Raw genomic sequence first — 18,035 nt, forward strand, 5'->3', positions numbered from 1 at the left:
CCCTTACACTCTAAGGGAGGATTTTTTATTGAGAGGTGAGGATCAGGATGGAAAAAGGGCAGAACAACCGTGACTTAGTAAAAGTGGCGACGATGTACCATAAGGAGAACATGAAGCAATCAGATATTGCCGAGCGTTTGGGGATTTCCCGTTCGCTGGTATCGAAGTATCTTATCGATGCAAAAAATCAGGGCATCGTGGATATTTATATTAAAAGCGAAAGCGCTTACTCCGTAGAGTTGGAATTGAAATTAGAAAAACTGTTTGGTTTAACAAATGCGGTAGTTTTGGATACTAGTACCCTTAGGGAAAATGAAATTGAAAAAATCATTATTCAGACGGCGATCACAGCCTATAAAAAGGATATCGCTAAAGCTAAGAAGATCGGTTTGTCTTGGGGCAAGATTTTACGGCGTTTTGTAGACGAGTACCCTTATGAAAACCATCCTGAGGCGACGATTATTCCATTGATTGGTGGAATGGGCTCGGACTATGTCGACATTCATGCCAATCAGCTGGCCTATGACTTAGCCCGCAAGCTGCGAGCCAAGTGTAAATTTTTGTACTCGCCGGCTTTGGTGGACAATTCGATCATTCGAGAAAACTTGATTCAAAATGCGGCCATTAAGGATGTGCTGGAAGCTGGAAGAGATGTCGATATGGCTGTGGTGGGTCTGGCTTCACCTTTTTCCTCCAGCAATACCATGACAGAAATCGGCTATATTAATGAAGAAGATATTCAGCAGTTGGCAGATGCGGACGTTGTGGGAGACATTAATTCCAAATTCTTTAATGCGGAAGGACAGGAAGTCGATTGCGCGATCAATAAAAATGTCATTGGCGTGAGTCTGGAAAGTATTCGTCAGATTCCTAAAGTGGCAACGATTTGTTACGAGGATACCAAAAAAGAAGTTTTGTACGCGGCGATGAAGTCAGGGATATTTAATTGTGTGGCCGTGACGGATGTGCTGGCGGAGTATTTAATTGAACGTATCGAAAATTAAAAAAGGGGCGCCGCAAATGTTGAAGTTTGCGGCGCCTCTTTTAGTTACGGGTGAGCAGCCAGGAAGTTCGCGACTGTCTCTTTGTATTTCGCTGGATCTTTGGACATCGCTTGAGCATGTCCGGCATCGGGTACAACATATTTTTCTTTTGGTGCATCGGTGGCGTCATAGACTTCATCTAACATGAAAAAGGGAACGAAGTCGTCTTTGTCACCGTGGATGAACAGCATTGGGGTGGTATTTTTTTGGAGCTGCTTCACTGCATCGGCTTCGCCAAAGAAATAACCTGCGCGGATTTTGGTAATCAGGCTTGTTACTTGGATCAGCGGAAATTGCGGCAGATTAAACATTTGCTTCAATTGATAAGACAGTTCGTCTTTGGCAGAGGTGTAGCCGCAGTCCTCAACGATTGCTTTGACATTGTCGGGCAATTCTTCGCCGCTAGTCATCATGACAGTGGCGGCTCCCATGCTGACGCCGTGGAGTACGATGGATTCATCAGCGTTGGTTTTGTCTAAGACTTCTTGAATCCATTGCTGATAATCCTTGCGTTCATCCCAGCCAAAGCCGATATAGTCCCCTTCGCTGCTGCCGTGGCCCCGTGCATCGGGTAATAGTACATTATATCCTAAGCTGTGGTAAAGCTCGGCATATTGGGCCATGTCCTCAGCCTTGCCCATGTAGCCGTGGGCGATAATGGCGGTCTTCTTCTGATCGCTGTCTGCGGGCAGGTAAATCGCTGATAAATCCAGGCCATCCTCTGATTTCAGCTCCCAGGTGGTGCGGTTGTTGTCGTCAGTAAACCAAGCTTCAGCCTGGATCAGTTCGGCAGATTTTTCGTAGCTGCCGTCACCGAGAAAGTCTTTTTCAGCGGGGACCACGGCGTAGTTATAGAAATAATTGCCGGCAAAGATCAAGGCGATAATGATCACTACGAGAATGCCAATTAGTATTTTCATGCTCTTTTTCACAAAAAATGCTCCTTCTTGATTGTTTAGCGTACATAGTATTTATAGACTAAAAAGCTGTCCGATTGCAAGTATAGAGAACATTGACGCGACTTACAAGTGAGTTTTTGAAATAGTTAAAATTGCCTAATTCCCCGACGTAGAATGGGGACGTTGGAATAAAAAGTGCTAAACTACTTTTACAAAGGAGGAACATACATAATGAAACTGACACTAGCAATCGATCTATTAGAAAATGAATGGAACATCGTTGAACCTAATAAGCCTGTTTCTCCAGTGCCGCTGATTTTCGCGACTCTTTTACTGGATAAAAAGCGGGTGGCCTATAGTTTGGACAATAAGCCGAAGCTTTCCCGCAACGATGAACGGGATTTGAAGGGCATATTGAAAAAGATGCGGACGGATCATCGCGGATATTTGCAGGCTTTGGATCAGGATGCGCTGCTGCCCAGCAATGAACACCTTTCCCAGCAGCAACAGCTTCTGCAGGCGCTGATTACTGAGCTGCGGGGGATGGAAGCTGAGGATCAATTGAAATTGATCCGCTTGGAGCTGACCGGCAGCTGGCCCTTGTATCAAACCGAGGAAGGCTTGCTGGATCTGTCTTAATCCTTTTACTAACGGTTTTTGGGAATTTCTTTTACAATAGAAGAAAGAGGACGTGAAAGGAAGCGATCAAGATGGTATTAGAATATTTTGACGGACAAGAAAACTTCTTTAAGGATTATAAGCAAGCAGTTAAAGATGAGGATTTCGACAAACAAACAGTGATTGATGATGTGATGGCGCAATTGAGTTTGCCGGCTGACGATGACGGCAAACTGACCTATACGCTTTCCGGTAGTAAGACGAAAAGCGGCACAGCATCCAGCTTTCCTTTTAGAAAAGAGCTGATTATCCGTGATCCGGAAGCAGTTGTAGATACCTCGTACTTCTATGAAGGCGAGCCTTACGAAGTGGATGTATATGAAGATGAACAACCTTAATTAACGGTTTCTGCGAAAGCAGGAGCTGTTTTTTTTATGCAGTAAAATTGATTAGGGAATCTGGTTGTTCACTTGAATTTCAGTAAGGGTCAATGGATGGCAAGGCAAAAGAAGTTAGCTGAAACGGCTGGAACTGAACTTCTATTCTCCGAAATTTGAAGCGGATCTTTTCCACTCATTCTAAGGTTAAATTCAGATGGTTTTTCGATGGAATTAAAATGTTAAAACGGTGTGAAAAAACGTATACAAAGTGCGGTTTTGATGGTAAAATGCATAAATATACAGCAGTTTTCGTAAGGCAAGTAAATCATTATTTTATGCACGAGGGAGAAAAAAGGATGAAGTTATGGGGAGGACGTTTTAACAAGGAAGAAGACCAGTTAATGAAGGATTTTGATAATTCTTTGCCTCTGGGGAAACGTTATTATGAAGAGGACATCATCGGCAGTATTGCTCATGCAACGATGCTGGGAGATGTCGGGATTTTAACACCAGATGAAAGCAATAAAATCGTTACCTGCTTAAAAGCGATTTTAAAGGATCTTGATTCTGGGAAATTAGTGATTGATGAGGATGCTTTTGAAGACATTCACAGCTTTACCGAGCTGACCTTGACGCAGCGGATTGGCGAGCTGGGCAAGAAGCTGCACACAGCCCGCAGCCGGAATGATCAGGTAGCCGTGGATACGAAGTTGTATTGCCGCAAAAGAGGGAATCATTTTATTGAGTTGTTGGAGCGCTTGATTCAAGCCCTGCAGGAAAAGGGGGCGGAAAATCCGGTGCTGATGCCGGGATATACTCATTTGCAGCGGGCGCAGGTGGTGACGTTTCAGTATCATTTAGGAGCCTATGTAGAAATGTTCAAGCGGGATAAGCAGCGGGTCCAAAATGCCCTGGAGATTATGGATGAAAATCCTTTAGGTTCGGGAGCGTTGGCCGGGACTACCCACCAAATTGATCGCAGCAAGACGACGGAATATTTGGATTTTGCCACGGCTTCCGTCAACTTCATGGATGCGGTGAGTGATCGGGACTACATCATTGAACTGCTTTCAGCTTGTTCATTGATTGCGGTGCATTTGAGTCGCTTGAGCGAGGAATTGATTCTATGGTGTTCCCAGGAATTTAAATTTATTTCCATGGATGATGCTTATGCCACTGGCAGCAGTATGATGCCGCAAAAGAAAAATCCAGATGCTGCAGAGCTGGTCCGTGGACATGCCGGCTTAGCGATTGGCTCGCTGGTGTCGATGCTGACGATTATGAAGGGCTTGCCACTAACCTACAACAAGGATATGCAGCTGGACAAGGAAGCCTTTGTTTCCGCCTTTGATCGGACGGATCAGACCTTGACCATCATGCAAAAGATGATCGCCACCTTGAAGGTTCATCAGGAGAACATGGAAAAAGCTATCAAGTCTGGTTTCTTGAACGCCACCGACTTAGCGGATTACTTGGTGAAAAAAGGCGTGGCCTTCCGGGATGCTCATGATGTGGTGGGAAGTATTGTTTTGTACTGCGAAGAACATGAACGCTCGATTGAAGAACTGTCGCTAGAAGAGCTGCAAGCTTATTCGGACCAAATTGAGCAAGATATTTACGACTACCTAGATTACGAAGCTAGCTTGAACCAAGGAACCAAAAGTGAAATCAGAGGAGGCGTGAATTAATGAAGAAAAAACATCTTGTACTGTTAACCTTTGCGGCTCTTGTGGCAGTTGTTTTGCTGACTAGTGCACCGGCTGAGGCGGCGGGGCTGGAGCTGCATTTTGAGCGGGTCTTCCCTTACAAAGGAGTCTATTTAAACGGACTGAAAAGTACCTTGAAGATTACCCTGTTTTCTCTGTTCGGGGGCTTGATCTTAGGGATTTTGCTGTCGATTATTAAAGTATCGTCGATCAAACCATTGAAGCTGGCGGCGCAGTTTTATACCTCGATTTTTCGAGGAACGCCGCTGCTGGTGCAAGTGTTTATCGTGTACTTTGCGACACCTCAGCTGGTAAATTATGAAATTCCAGCCTTTAATGCAGCCGTGATTGCCTTCTCACTGAATTCCGCCGCCTATATCTCAGAGATTTTGCGGGGCGGAATCGAAGCTGTCGATGTCGGTCAAATGGAAGCGGCCTTGTCTTTGGGGGTATCTAAAAAAGATGCCATGATGGATATTATTATTCCTCAAGCATTGAAAACCGTGCTGCCGGCTTTAGTGAATGAAACGATTGCTTTATTGAAGGAATCTTCATTGGTTTCGACGATCGGTATGCTGGATTTGATGCGTTCGGCACAGGTAGCCATGAACGCGACCTATCTGGCATTTGAGCCATTTCTTTTGGTCGCCGTGATCTATTACATTTTAGTGATGATTTTGAATACCTTTGCCGGATTTATTGAAAGGAGACTGAAGCGCAGTGATCGATATTAAAAATCTTCATAAATCCTTTGGTTCAGTTGAAGTATTAAAGGGAGTTAATTTGCAAATTGGCAAAGGAGAAATTGTCGCCATTATCGGGCCTTCTGGTTCGGGGAAATCGACCATTCTACGCTGTATGAATTTGCTGGAGCAACCAGATGCTGGTGAAATTATCATCGACGGGCAGGATATCACGCAAAAGAATGTTGATATCAAGAAGGTCCGGGAAAATACTGGGATGGTGTTCCAGCATTTCAATCTGTTTCCTCACAAAACCGTGCTGGAAAATATGATCTATGCCCCGATGAAGGTGAAAAAGCTGGATAAAAAAGTCGCAACTGAAAAAGCTCGTCAGCTGTTGCAGCGGGTTGGGTTAAGCGATAAGGAAAATGAGTATCCTTCAAAATTATCCGGCGGTCAAAAGCAGCGGGTCGCCATCGCACGTTCCTTGTGTATGGAACCAGAGGTTATGTTGTTTGATGAACCTACCAGTGCCTTGGATCCGGAAATGGTTAAAGAGGTATTGGCCGTTATTCAAGGCTTGGCAGATACCAACATTACGATGGCTTTGGTTACCCATGAAATGGGCTTTGCCCGGGAAGTGGCCGATCGCATCTGTTTTGTGGAAAATGGCATTATCGAAGAAACCGCAACACCAGAAATTTTCTTTACCGCGCCACAATCGCAAAGAGCGCAAGAGTTCTTAGCGAAAGTATTATAAAAAAGGATGGGGAAAAAATGAAAAAATGGAAAGTAGCAATGGCAGCACTAGGATTAGTTGGATTATTAGCAGGCTGTGGAGGCGGCGAGAGCGGCACCACTGACAGTACACAGGAAGCAAGCAGCAACGATTCATCGAAGCCGCTAGCAGGTCAAACCCTTAAAGTGGCTATGAGCCCGAACTTTGTACCCTTTGAATCGGCGGAATTAAACGACGAGGGTGAAACGGAAATTGTCGGCTTTGACGTGGATTTGATGGATCAGCTGGCAGACGACATGGGCTTTAAGTACGAAATTATCGAAACGGAATTTAAAGGCTTGATTGGTGAATTGCAATCTGGCCGGGCGGACTTGATTATCTCAGGGATGACTGCCACTGAAGAACGGGCAGAAAGCGTGGATTTCTCAGACCCTTATTTCTACACTAGAACCGGTGTAATCTTCCCGAAAGATCGTGAAATTAAGTCAGTTGAGGACATGAAGGGCAAGAAAATTGCGGTAAGCTTCGGTACCAACTTCGAAAAACAAGCCGAAAGCATGGGGGCAGAAGTTACACCATTTGACTCTGGTGCTGCTGTGTTGCAGGACTTGTACAACGGCCGGGTAGACGGAGCCATGATGGATGCAACCAAAGCAGCGATTGAAGCGGAGAAAAACCCTGATTACTCTTACATTATTTTTAGCGATGAAGAGCTGGGAATTACTGGCGACAACACCTTTAACATTGCCTTTGCCAAGGATTCTGATTTAACTTCAGAATTTAACACGTATATCAACCAATACCGTGAAGACGGCACAATGGACGAAATCGCTTCTCGTTGGATGGGTGAAAAATTCATCGAAGAGAACAAAAAGAAATAAGCTAAGTAAATTGAAGTGCAGTCCCTAGGTTAGATTTTTAGTCTAACTTAGGGGCTTTTTTTGTTTATGGGCCTTTTATTGGGGATCAATCTTTCCACAATGGTGGAACAAAAAAAGCTTAAGATCTCGGCGACCTTAAGCTTTCCTTCATTAAAAGATTAGTCCCGTCACAATGGCGCTCAAGAAGCTGACCAAGGTGGCGCTTAGTAAAATTTTCAGTCCGTTTTTGGCAACTAGATTGCCTTTTTCTTCGTTCAAACCTTTCATGGCCCCGGAAATGATACCAATGGAAGAAAAGTTGGCAAATGACACGAGGAACACGGAAACGATCGCAGTAGTGCGTCCGCTGAAATCCCAAGAACCGTTGGCTAATTCAGTCATGGCCACAAATTCGTTAGTGACTAGTTTAGTTGCCATCAAACTGCCGGCATCCACTGCTTCGTTCCAAGGAATTCCGGTGATGAAGGCTAGTGGTGCAAAGACATAACCTAGAATTTCCTGGAAGGTTAAGCCGGTGATCTTGCTGAAGATGAAGTTAATCATGGCAATCAAGGCGACAAAACCGATCAGCATCGCCGCCACGGTAATCGCCACGTGGAAGCCGTCTAAAATGTATTCTCCCAGCATTTGGAAGAAGGTTTGCTGGCCGTCTTCTTCAATCACCAGCTCATCTTCTTGTTCCTCCAGCTGATACGGATTTACAATAGAAGAAATAATAAATCCGCCAAACAGATTCATTACCAGCGCCGTAATTACGTACCGTGGCTCTAACAGGGCCATGTAAGAACCGACGATGGACATGGACACTGTAGACATGGCGGAAATACTCATGGTGGTCAGGCGTTTTTCCGATAAAAGAGGCAATTCCTTTTTCACCGAAATAAAGACTTCTGACTGACCAAGAATCGCTGAGGCAATCCCGTTGTAGGATTCCAATTTGCCTAAGCCGTTAATTTTGCTTAAGCCTAGGCCCACCCATTTCATGAAGAAAGGCAGCACCTTTATGTAACGCAAAATGCCGATAATCGCTGAAATGAAGACGATCGGCATCAACACCGTTAAGAAAAACGGTGCCTCACCTTTATTGGCAATGCCGCCAAAGACAAAGGTTACACCTGATTGGGCAAACGAAAGCAGTGCTGCAAAGACATTCGCCAAGCCGCTCACCAAGGTCGTGCCAAAGGTGGTTCGCAGTAAAATAAAGCCTAGTAAAAATTGCAATATCAGCATCACTAAGAGCGGTCGCAGGTTAATATTTTTGCGATTGCTACTAATGAGAAAACTCAATCCTAAGACTAAAATCAGTCCGATAATTCCTATTATAAACGACAAATAATCTCCCCCTTAAAAATTCGATCTGAGATAGATTACGACTTTTTTAACAAAATTGCGAGCAAAATCACTTGTCAAACCGGGATTTTTAGCGGGTTATTAAATAGTAAACACTAACAAATTAAGGTTTCTCTTGCGGAAAAATATATTCATAGGGTACACTATGAGATGCATTGAACAAACCACGTAAAGAAGGGTCAACATGGATAAAGAAAAGAAACGGGTGTCCTTACCCCGCTACCAGCAAGTCGCAGTGGAGATTGCCGAACGGATTGCCGACCAGCGTTATGTTGTCGGCCAGAAAATTCACGCCCGCTCCACCTTGGCCAGTAATTTTAATGTGTCGCCGGAAACTGCCCGCAAAGCCATCAATGTCCTGGTGGATCTGGGAATTATGGAAGTGCGTCACGGCAGCGGAGCCTATGTTCTATCCCTTGAAAAGGCTCAGGCTTATTTAGATAAATATAAAGATGTCCAATCGATTCAAGAAATCAAAAACGATATTATGGAAAGTGTTGAACAACAAAAGCAAGAGCTGGAGAATTTTTCCGGCCTGTTGGATCAATTGGTTTCACAGACGAAGCGGGTGCACAACTTTGCACCCTTTATTCCTTATGAGCTGAAGCTGACGGAAAAGGCTCAGCATTTAGATGCGACGGTGAATGAGTTGAACCTCTGGCACGAGACCGGAGCGACCATGATAGCCATCCAGCATGGTGAGGAGCTGCTGCTGTCACCAGGTCCCTATGCCAAGCTAAGTGCAGGCAGCACGTTGTTCTTCGTGAGTAATGAGCTGGGCTTCCAGCGGATGCAGCATCTTTTTTACCCCGAAGAAACCAGCGAAATAAAAGAATAATTAAGAAGTTTGCCCATTATTTGGAGATAGTCGCCGAATAATGGGCTTTTTTTGTAGTTTGCTGACGGTTTTCTGAAAACTTGCAGTTGTGCTTTGACAAAAGTGACCACATGATGTTACTATGATATGGTCACTTTGTTTGAAGGAGGAGTTTTTTAATGAGTAAAGTTAAAGTAGAACACTTAACGAAAATATTCGGCAAGCGCAAGCAGCAGGCGCTGGCTATGATTAAAGAAAATAAAAGCAAAAATGAAATATTTGAAAAAACCGGCGCCACCGTCGGGGTTTATGATGCCAGCTTTGAGGTGAACGAAGGAGAAATCTTCGTGGTAATGGGGCTTTCTGGTAGTGGGAAATCCACCATGATTCGCCTGTTGAATCGTCTGATCGATCCAACCTCTGGCGTCATTTCTATTGATGGGCAAGATATTGCCAAAATGAACAAGGAAGAATTGCGGGAAATCCGCCGTCACAAACTAAACATGGTCTTTCAAAATTTTGGCCTCTTTCCTCACCGCACCATTCTTGAGAACACGGAGTATGGGTTGGAAGTTCGCGGCGTACCAAAGGAAGAACGTCAAAAATTAGCCGAACAAGCCTTGGATAACTCCGGCTTGCTATCATTTAAAGATCAATATCCTAACCAGTTATCTGGCGGGATGCAGCAGCGGGTTGGTTTGGCCCGGGCATTAGCCAACGATCCGGAAATTTTACTAATGGATGAAGCTTTTTCAGCTTTGGACCCTTTGATTCGTCGGGAAATGCAGGATGAGCTGTTAGATTTGCAATCCAACGTTCAAAAAACGATTATCTTTATCACCCACGATTTAAATGAAGCTTTACGGATCGGGGACCGGATTGCCTTGATGAAGGATGGCCAAATCATGCAAATTGGTACCGGGGAAGAAATTTTGACCAACCCAGCCAACCAATATGTTCGTGACTTCGTTGAAGATGTCGATCGTTCTAAGGTTCTAACAGCGGCCAACATTATGGTGCCAGCCTTGACGACGAATATTGAAATCGATGGACCAAACGTAGCCTTGAACCGGATGCGGAAGGAAGAAGTCAGCATGCTGCTGGCCGTTGACCGTAAACGGATGCTGAAGGGCAGCCTGACAGCCGACAAAGCCTTAGAAGCCAGCAAAAAGAATTTATCCTTGAAAGATGTGATCGATAAAAATGTCCGCACGATTCCTAAAGACATGCTGGTCACAGACATTTTCAATTTGATTTTTGATTCACCTACACCATTAGCGGTAGTAGAAAACGATCGGTTAGAAGGGGTGGTAATTCGCGGCAGTGTGCTGGAATCATTAGCAGCAACCCGGGAAGAATCCCAAGAAGAACCAGAAGGAGTGACCGCAAATGACTAATTTCTTACAACAAAGCTTACCAGTAGCTGATTGGGTCGAAAACTTTACCGATTGGCTGACTCAAACCTTCACTGGACTGTTCTCCGCTCTGCAACAAGGCGGCCAGTTCATCATGGATGGAATGACTGGGATTTTAACTAGTATTCCAGCGTTACTATTAATTGTCCTGTTAACAGCAGTCGCCTTTTTCATCTCCAATAAAAAGTGGGGCCTAACCGCCTTCACCTTAATCGGCTTGCTGTTTATTTACAACCAAGGTCTGTGGAATGATCTGATGAGTACAGTCACCTTAGTGATCCTGTCCAGTTTGATTTCCATCATCGTTGGGGTGCCGCTGGGGATCTTGATGGCAAAAAACGAAACCGCCAAAGCGATTATTACCCCGGTTTTAGACTTTATGCAAACCATGCCGGGATTTGTTTACTTAATCCCAGCCGTTGCCTTCTTTGGAATCGGAATGGTCCCAGGGGTCTTCGCATCAGTGATTTTCGCCTTGCCGCCAACCGTTCGCTTCACCAACTTAGGGATTCGTCAAATTCCTAAAGAACTGGTGGAAGCATCGGATTCATTCGGTGGGACCGGTAGCCAAAAATTGTTCAAGCTAGAATTGCCATTAGCGAAAAGCACCATCTTAGCTGGTATTAACCAAACGATGATGCTGGCTTTATCAATGGTAGTTACGGCTTCCATGATCGGTGCACCTGGTCTAGGTCGCGGCGTCTTGTCGGCCTTGCAACGGGCACAAGTAGGGAACGGCTTTGTTAATGGTCTAGCTTTAGTAATTCTAGCGATTATCATTGACCGTTTCACCCAATACATCAACAAACCAAAACAACAAAAAGTCCAACAAGCTTCCACCAGCAAGAAAAAAGCAGGCATCATAGTTGCTGCGGCTGCTGTAGTGGTAGTAATCGGCTCAGTTGCTCTTGGGGGAACCCAAGAAACCAACAAAGGCACCGTGAATTTATCTTATGTGGAATGGGATACTGAAGTAGCTTCCACCAATGTGGTGGGTGAAGTCTTGAAGGAGATGGGTTATCAAGTGACCTTGACACCTTTAGACAATGCCATCATGTGGGAATCAGTCGCTAGCGGGGAAACCGATGGGATGGTGGCCGCTTGGCTGCCAAGCACCCATAAGGCCCAATACGCGCAATACAAGGACCAAATTGACGATCTTGGTGTCAACCTTGAAGGGGCCAAAGTCGGACTAGTTGTTCCTGACTATATGGATGTTAATTCAATTGAAGATTTAAGTGATCAAGCCAATAAAACCATCACCGGGATCGAACCGGGTGCCGGCGTAGTCAATGCTGCGGAAAACACCCTTAAAGAATACCCTAACTTGGCCGACTGGAATATTTCGACTTCTTCCTCTGGCGCAATGACCGTGGCACTAGGTCAAGCCGTGAAGAACAAACAGCCGATCGTTATTACCGGCTGGTCGCCTCACTGGATGTTTGCTAAATATGGCTTGAAATATTTGGAAGATCCAAAAAATGCCATGGGAGAAGCCGAATCGATTCATACAATGGCTCGTCATGGCCTAGAGGATGATATGCCTGAGGTTTATAATGTATTAGACAACTTCAATTGGACTAAGGATGACATGGAAACAGTCATGCTAGCCATCAATGAAGGACAAGATCCAACCGATGCAGCTAAAGACTGGATTGAAGCTCATCCGGAGCAAGTGGCAGAGTGGAAGAAATAATAGTAATGATGGAATAAGTAACAGTAATAGTTAGAGAATTAACAGGGAACGATTGTTACCTCTCTTTCTGAAAATCATCATAATGAAGAAACCCCTCTTTAGATTTCGAAGTCTAAAGAGGGGTTTCTTGTTGTTTTTTAATCTGTATATTAATTTTTGCTTCTATAATTAAATTTTATGTGAATTTTGATGTAAACCAACAAACGTTGACTTGATGCGGTTTGTGTTGGATAATTTTGTTAAGGTTGGCCTTGGTATGAAAAAAACCAGGACTGATTCAGCCTTTATTTACGGTTTTTTTTAGAAGAGCAGAATAAAGTCATCTAAATTGTAGTATGTTTCTTCGGCTAGGTCAACACTTTTATTCATAAAAAACAAAATATTTTATATTTGTTGAAAAAACGTAACCGAATTAGATAGTCTATAAGAGGGGCAGCTGGTTTATAAACCGTCAATTGCGCCGTCAAAAGAAAGGAAGATCAGAAATGAGCAAACGGGGAGAAAACATTTACAAGCGTCGTGATAAACGCTGGGAAGGACGTTACCACAAGGGAAGAACTTTAGAAGGAAAAATCCGCTACGGTTCCATTTATGGTGATACGTATAATGAAGTGAAGCAGAAACTTTATCCTTACAAGATAAAGTATCAAACAATTATGGAGACCCAAGGCAGCTGCAGTGTTCCCTTAGCAGAATGGGTAGGTGTCTGGCTGGCGGAGTTCCAATCTGAATGGAAACCAGCTACTTATGCCAATTACCATCACAAATTAAAGAAATATATTTTGCCAGCTATTGGAGATCAAGCCTTAAATAAATTAACCAAGGCTGGATTAGAGGAGCTGGCAGCGCAGCTGTTAGGTGATCCATTAAGTCCTTCTACTATAGAAGTAGTTTTTCGTATCCTGAGTAATTGTCTCAGTCAAGCGGTCCGCAAAGAATTATTGAAAAGCAACCCCTGCGAGCAGTTGAAGCTGCCGCGCAAGCCGCAAACGAAGATTCGGGCATTAACGAAGAAGGAGCAGAAGAACTTAGAAGATAAGGCGAAAGAAGTGCCGCTGAACAAAGGGCTGCCAATTTTGTTAGCTTTGCAAACTGGGATGCGTATTGGTGAAATTGCGGCATTACAATGGAAGGATATTGATTTTGACAGCAACTTAATCCATGTCAGTCACACCTATCAACGAGTGACAGCACCAGTTTCTATGGAGGAAAAAACGCTGTTGATTTATGGCGAAGTTAAGACACGCTCTTCCAATCGCGTGATCCCTATTACAAATGAACTCAAAAAAGTGCTGTTGAAAAAGCAAAAACAAAGCAATCAGCCATTTGTGTTCTCAGTGAATGGGCATCCCTGTGAGCCGCGTTTGTTAACTAGTTATTTCCATAAATTGCGGAAGGCCGCCAACATCGAGGACGTGCATTTCCACCAGCTGCGTCATACTTTTGCGACTCGTTGCATTGAGACCCGTGCAGATATTGCTTCGGTGAGTGCCTTATTGGGCCATGCTTCAGCTAAAATGACCCTGGATATTTACACAGATGCTACGATAGATCAACGAATCCAGGTAATTAAACTTTTGAACGCCGCCTAGTAAAGCGTTTTCAAAAATACTTTTCCCCGTACCTTACTCTCCCTTTTTTTACTTTTTGTTTAGTGAACGCTTACATAATTATGTAAACCTCGTAATGGGAAAAATCTCCCATATCACCCTTCAAATCCCTTCTTATTTTCAGTTCCTTAAACCTATGCGCCGTCAAAAATGGTCACAGTCGCAAAAAAATCCAGTCTTATCAAGGATTTTCAGCCCCTCCTTGGTTTTTTTCATACCAAGATGCGGGTAAAGGAAATCTGCCGATTCATTTTACTATTTTATTATAAATGAGCGTTATTTAAAAGCTTTGAACGCCTGGCGGTCGGATGGGGGATCCGGCTGCCAGATCGAGGTCTGCTAGATAACATTCGCGGTTCCCACTGCCAGCGGATTGTTTATAAATCTAAATACAAAATGAAAGGGTCTGATTAATGAAGGAACTGTTGGCACCAAAAATGGGGGAAGTTAGCGGTCTTCGCTAAAGATTTTAGAAGCATCAAAGTATCATCGAAAAAAAAGGAGAGAAATAATTGAAAAAGACAAAATTGATTAGTTCACTAGTAGTATCAGCAACATTGGGTTCAGTAGCAGCAGCGCCAGTAGTAAGCCAGGCAGCAGAAGCTACAAACAACACAGAAACAACACAAAAAACATTTGACGAAACAAAATTCGTTGAATTAGAAGCAGCAGCTAAAACAAGACTTGAAAATGCTAAAACAGCTTTATCTCAAGCCCAAGAAGCTTTAGCCAAATTAGAAGCTGAAACACCTGCACAATTAGAAGCAGGCAAACAAGCAATCGAAGACAAAAAAGCTGAAATGCCAGCTCTTCAAGAAGCATTGGAAGCAGCACAAGCTGCAGTAGCAGTCGAAGAAGAAAAAATGGCTGATGCTCAACAAAAATACGATGATCTTGTAGCAATGGCTCAAAACGAAATCGCTAACGCGCAAGCATTAATCGACGAAAAACAAGTTTTAGCTGACGAAGCTCAAGAAGCAGTAGATGCAGCACAAGTTGTACTTGACGAAGCAATTGCTGACTGGAATGCTGAACAAGCAGCTCAACAACCTGAAATTGATGCAGCTAACCAAGCAGTGGCTGATGCTGCTGCGAAAGTTGAAGCAGCACAAGCAGCTTTTGACGCTTCAGAAGCTGACTTACAAGCTAAAAACATTGCACTTGAAGAAACAATTGCATTGATTGTCAGCCAACCTGGCGTAATCGATCAAGCGAATGCTGACAAAATTGCAGCACAAACAGCAGTTGAAGATGCTGAAATCGCTGTAGGCGATGCACAGTTTAATCTTACTGTTGCACAAGATGCAGTACCTGAAGCACAAGTTGCTTACGATGTTGCAGTTTCAGAATTGCAAGCAGTAGCTCCATTCTACGATGAACAAGTTGCTATCATCGACAGCCAAATCGCTACACTAGCGCTAGTTATTCAGCAAAATCCTGATAATCAGGAAGTAATCGATGCTGCATACGCTGAAATGCAAAGTCTGCAAGGTACTAAATCTACTCTTGTAAACGAAAGAATTAGCTATGAAGATGCTGTAACTAATGCAGAAGCTGCTTTAGCTGCCGCTAACGATGCGGTTGTTGCTGCTCAAGCTAACATTGATGCAACAGAAGCTGCATACCAAAATGCACTTGTAGCTCAAGAAGAAACAAATGCTGCTGCTGATGCAGCAATTGCTGAAGCGCAAGCGATTATTCAACAAACAAATCAATTGATGGCTGCTGCTGAACAAGCTGTTCAAGAAGCAAACTTAGCTCAAGAAGCTGCATTAGCTGACTTGCAAGGTGCTCAAATTGATTTGGACGAAGTAACTGTTCAAGCAGAAGCAGTAATTGCTGAAGCACAAGCTGCTATCGATGCTAAATTACCAGCAATCGACGAAGCTGAATTGGCATTACAAGAAGCAAACGTAGCTTTAGAAGCTGCGCAAGCAGAACTTGATACTGTTATCGCAGAACAACAACCAGTAATCGATTTCGCAAATGAAACAATTGCTGAAGGCGATGCTGAATTACAAGTTCAAAAAGACGCATTAGCTGCTGCTGAAGCTGCTGAAGCTGAAGCACAAGCTGCTGTTGATACTTTGAAAGCTGAAATCGCAGCTGCGAAACAAGCATACGAAGATTTAGTTAAATCAATAACTGCAGCAATTACTAACGCTGAAAACGATGTGAAAGCTGCTGAAGCTGCTGTTAAAGCTGCTGAAGATCGCTTAGCAGGTTTACGCGCTGGTGCTGCTGATGCTAAAGCTGGTAAAGACAAAGCTGACGTATCTGGCGAAAGCGAAAGCTACCAGTTAGGTTACGCTGACGGCTACGCTTCAATCGTTACTCCTGAAAAAGTGGATGTAGTTGAAGCAGAAAAAGAAGCAGACAAAGTTGCTGACAAAGCAGTTGATAAAGTAGCAGACAAAGCTGTTGTTAAAACTACTACTACAGCTAAAGTAACTCCAACAACTACTAGCGGAACTACTGAAAAACAATTCCCGCAAACTGGTTCAGCGGATACTTTAGCAGCTTCATTAATCGGTTTAGGTTTAGTTTCTGCCTCCGGTGCTGCAATCCTACGCAAAAAATACCGCGTATAATTTTTAAAACAAAGAAACGCACTGAAAGAGTGTCTTTTAGTGCGTTTCTTCTATACATAGTAAAGAAAGGATGCTTTTTATGTCTTCATTAGAAATTCAATTGGCCGATGGCGAAGTATTCACAATGAGCGGCGGTAAACTAAAGAAGCGACCGGCGATTACTGCTGCCAAGAAAACTTTAGATAAAACCCTGATCCAATCGAAAATCGAAGCCCTCGACTTTTCCAATGAAATGACGAAAAATGCCTATCTCTACCGCTTAAACGAATGCAAAACCGAAAGTGAGCTGAAGGATTTAGTCGATGTCATCTCGGTGGGGGAAGAGCAGCTCTATTCCATCCAAAGCGGACTTTTCCAGCTGTTAGAGAAATACATTTTACGTATCCAAGATATGCATTTCCTGTCCCTTACACGGAAAAAGGATCTGATCGAAGCCCTGATCGAATGCGAATTGCAGGATGAAATGGAAGAGCTGTATTTAAAGGCAGTAGTGGAAGAAGAAGTGCTTAAGATATCCAGTGAGCTTTAGTGGGAAGCTGGCTTACTTATATTTGTGAAAGTCAACTTGTTGAGAGTTGGCTTTTTTAAGTTTGCTTAGTTGAGAGGGAACTTTTCAATGGTTGGAAATACGAGCTGGTCAAAATTGATTAGTAAGGAATATGTATTTCTGGATCAAAGTGAAAACCCGAATTGAGCTTGTGTCATCTTGACAAAAAATAAATAAACGTTACTATGAATGGTGAAAGCGCGACCGGGGGATGGTGATGTCAGGTGCTTAGAATAAAAAAGATTTTCAACAACAATGTAGTGTTGGTAATTGATTCTAAAGGCTTAGAGCGTATCTTGATTGGAAAAGGAATTGCTTTTCAGAAAAGAGTTGGCGAGACAGTCCAGAAGGATAAGATTGAAAAGACCTTTGTGGTGGACTCGCCTAATGTAGCTGACCGCTTTGTGCAGCTGATTGAAGAAGTGCCGGTTAATCGCCTTGAGATGGTGACCTTGATCATTAAGAATGCTGAAGTCCAGCTGAAAAAGAATTTTGATGGGAACACATATATTGGTTTAGCCGACCATATTAATTATGCAGTGAATCGGTTTAGAAAAGGTGAAACGATTCGCAATGCTCTGCTGTTAGAAATTAAGAAATTTTATCCTAAGGAGTATGCTGCTGGTTTACAGGCGTTGGAAACAATCGCTTATTATGAAGGCATTGAGTTGAACGAAGATGAAGTAGGATTTATTGCGTTGCATTTTATTAATGGCGGCTTAGGCAATGATACGACCCAGACCTTATTAACAGCTGAGATGCTGCAAAAAATTGTGCTGATTGTAGAGGATTGTTTAGGCATTGAGTTGGATGTCGATTCGTTAAATTATGTTCGTTTCGTTACCCACTTGAAATTCTTTATCCAACGTGTCATAATTAATGAACCGAGACGTGAAGCTGTACCGGAAATGTTTGACCAAGTGGTGCAGTTTTATCCAAAGGCAACTGAAAGTGTCGGTATCATCAAGAACTATCTACAGGACAAATTACATTGTCAGATCTACCCGGAGGAAGAAATGTATTTAATTCTACATGTCCAACGGCTAATTAAATAAACGGG

General features: G+C 43.4%; 16 protein-coding genes. 14 read left to right on the forward strand and 2 right to left on the reverse strand.

The annotated features are described in order from the left end of the window. The first annotated feature begins 47 nt into the window (after positions 1-47). On the forward strand, positions 48-1,004 hold the full coding sequence (locus JZO70_RS09710; RefSeq protein ID WP_207673365.1) for a sugar-binding transcriptional regulator: 957 nt from the start codon (positions 48-50) through the stop codon (positions 1,002-1,004). Between the two features lie 44 nt (positions 1,005-1,048). Here the strand turns inward: JZO70_RS09710 and JZO70_RS09715 are convergent, their stop codons facing one another. Next, positions 1,049-1,975 (reverse strand): alpha/beta fold hydrolase, encoded by a 927-nt coding sequence (locus JZO70_RS09715; RefSeq protein ID WP_207673366.1) that lies wholly within the window; start codon positions 1,973-1,975, stop codon positions 1,049-1,051. A gap of 198 nt (positions 1,976-2,173) precedes the next feature. Here JZO70_RS09715 and JZO70_RS09720 point away from each other — a divergent pair, with 198 nt between their 5' ends. From JZO70_RS09720 to JZO70_RS09745, 6 genes are all read left to right on the forward strand, one after another. Further along, complete coding sequence (locus JZO70_RS09720; RefSeq protein WP_207673367.1) at positions 2,174-2,581, forward strand: hypothetical protein; 408 nt, start codon at positions 2,174-2,176, stop codon at positions 2,579-2,581. A 71-nt stretch (positions 2,582-2,652) separates the two neighbouring features. Next, positions 2,653-2,958, forward strand: coding sequence for a hypothetical protein (locus JZO70_RS09725; RefSeq protein ID WP_207673368.1), 306 nt, complete (start codon positions 2,653-2,655; stop codon positions 2,956-2,958). Between the two features lie 338 nt (positions 2,959-3,296). After that, the gene (gene argH / locus JZO70_RS09730) at positions 3,297-4,628 is read left to right on the forward strand and encodes an argininosuccinate lyase (protein ID WP_207673369.1); all 1,332 of its coding nucleotides are present in this window, start codon (positions 3,297-3,299) and stop codon (positions 4,626-4,628) included. After that, positions 4,628-5,380 (forward strand): amino acid ABC transporter permease, encoded by a 753-nt coding sequence (locus JZO70_RS09735; protein ID WP_242703876.1) that lies wholly within the window; start codon positions 4,628-4,630, stop codon positions 5,378-5,380. The genes argH and JZO70_RS09735 overlap by 1 nt, the downstream gene beginning before the upstream one ends. After that, on the forward strand, positions 5,367-6,089 hold the full coding sequence (locus JZO70_RS09740) for an ATP-binding cassette domain-containing protein (protein WP_207673370.1): 723 nt from the start codon (positions 5,367-5,369) through the stop codon (positions 6,087-6,089). Before JZO70_RS09735 ends, JZO70_RS09740 begins: the two co-directional genes overlap by 14 nt. Before the next feature lie 17 nt (positions 6,090-6,106). After that, positions 6,107-6,949, forward strand: a complete 843-nt coding sequence (locus JZO70_RS09745; protein WP_207673371.1) for a transporter substrate-binding domain-containing protein — start codon at positions 6,107-6,109, stop codon at positions 6,947-6,949. A 150-nt stretch (positions 6,950-7,099) separates the two neighbouring features. Here JZO70_RS09745 and JZO70_RS09750 read toward each other — a convergent pair whose 3' ends face one another. Then, positions 7,100-8,281, reverse strand: coding sequence for a NupC/NupG family nucleoside CNT transporter (locus JZO70_RS09750; RefSeq protein WP_207673372.1), 1,182 nt, complete (start codon positions 8,279-8,281; stop codon positions 7,100-7,102). A 202-nt stretch (positions 8,282-8,483) separates the two neighbouring features. Here JZO70_RS09750 and JZO70_RS09755 point away from each other — a divergent pair, with 202 nt between their 5' ends. The 7 genes from JZO70_RS09755 (at position 8,484) to JZO70_RS22685 (ending at position 18,030) form a co-directional block, all read left to right on the forward strand. After that, entirely contained in the window at positions 8,484-9,137 is a 654-nt protein-coding gene (locus JZO70_RS09755) for a GntR family transcriptional regulator (protein WP_207673373.1), read from the forward strand. Positions 9,138-9,295: 158 nt separating this feature from the next. Then, positions 9,296-10,513, forward strand: a complete 1,218-nt coding sequence (locus tag JZO70_RS09760) for a quaternary amine ABC transporter ATP-binding protein (RefSeq protein WP_207673374.1) — start codon at positions 9,296-9,298, stop codon at positions 10,511-10,513. Next, complete coding sequence (locus JZO70_RS09765) at positions 10,506-12,227, forward strand: ABC transporter permease/substrate binding protein (RefSeq protein ID WP_207673375.1); 1,722 nt, start codon at positions 10,506-10,508, stop codon at positions 12,225-12,227. The genes JZO70_RS09760 and JZO70_RS09765 overlap by 8 nt, the downstream gene beginning before the upstream one ends. A 485-nt stretch (positions 12,228-12,712) precedes the next feature. Next, on the forward strand, positions 12,713-13,819 hold the full coding sequence (locus JZO70_RS09770) for a tyrosine-type recombinase/integrase (protein WP_207673376.1): 1,107 nt from the start codon (positions 12,713-12,715) through the stop codon (positions 13,817-13,819). Between the two features lie 530 nt (positions 13,820-14,349). Next, positions 14,350-16,428, forward strand: coding sequence for an LPXTG cell wall anchor domain-containing protein (locus JZO70_RS09775; RefSeq protein ID WP_207673377.1), 2,079 nt, complete (start codon positions 14,350-14,352; stop codon positions 16,426-16,428). A gap of 79 nt (positions 16,429-16,507) precedes the next feature. Beyond that, a complete protein-coding gene (locus tag JZO70_RS09780; RefSeq protein ID WP_207673378.1) occupies positions 16,508-16,957 on the forward strand; it encodes a hypothetical protein in 450 nt (149 codons plus the stop codon). A 242-nt stretch (positions 16,958-17,199) separates the two neighbouring features. Then, positions 17,200-18,030 carry a PRD domain-containing protein gene (locus JZO70_RS22685; RefSeq protein WP_207673379.1) on the forward strand — a complete coding sequence of 277 codons (831 nt, stop codon included), beginning with the start codon at positions 17,200-17,202 and terminating at the stop codon, positions 18,028-18,030. The last annotated feature ends 5 nt before the right edge of the window (positions 18,031-18,035 follow it).

This window comes from Candidatus Enterococcus moelleringii (genome assembly GCF_017377575.1).
GTDB lineage: Bacteria > Bacillota > Bacilli > Lactobacillales > Enterococcaceae > Enterococcus_A > Enterococcus_A moelleringii.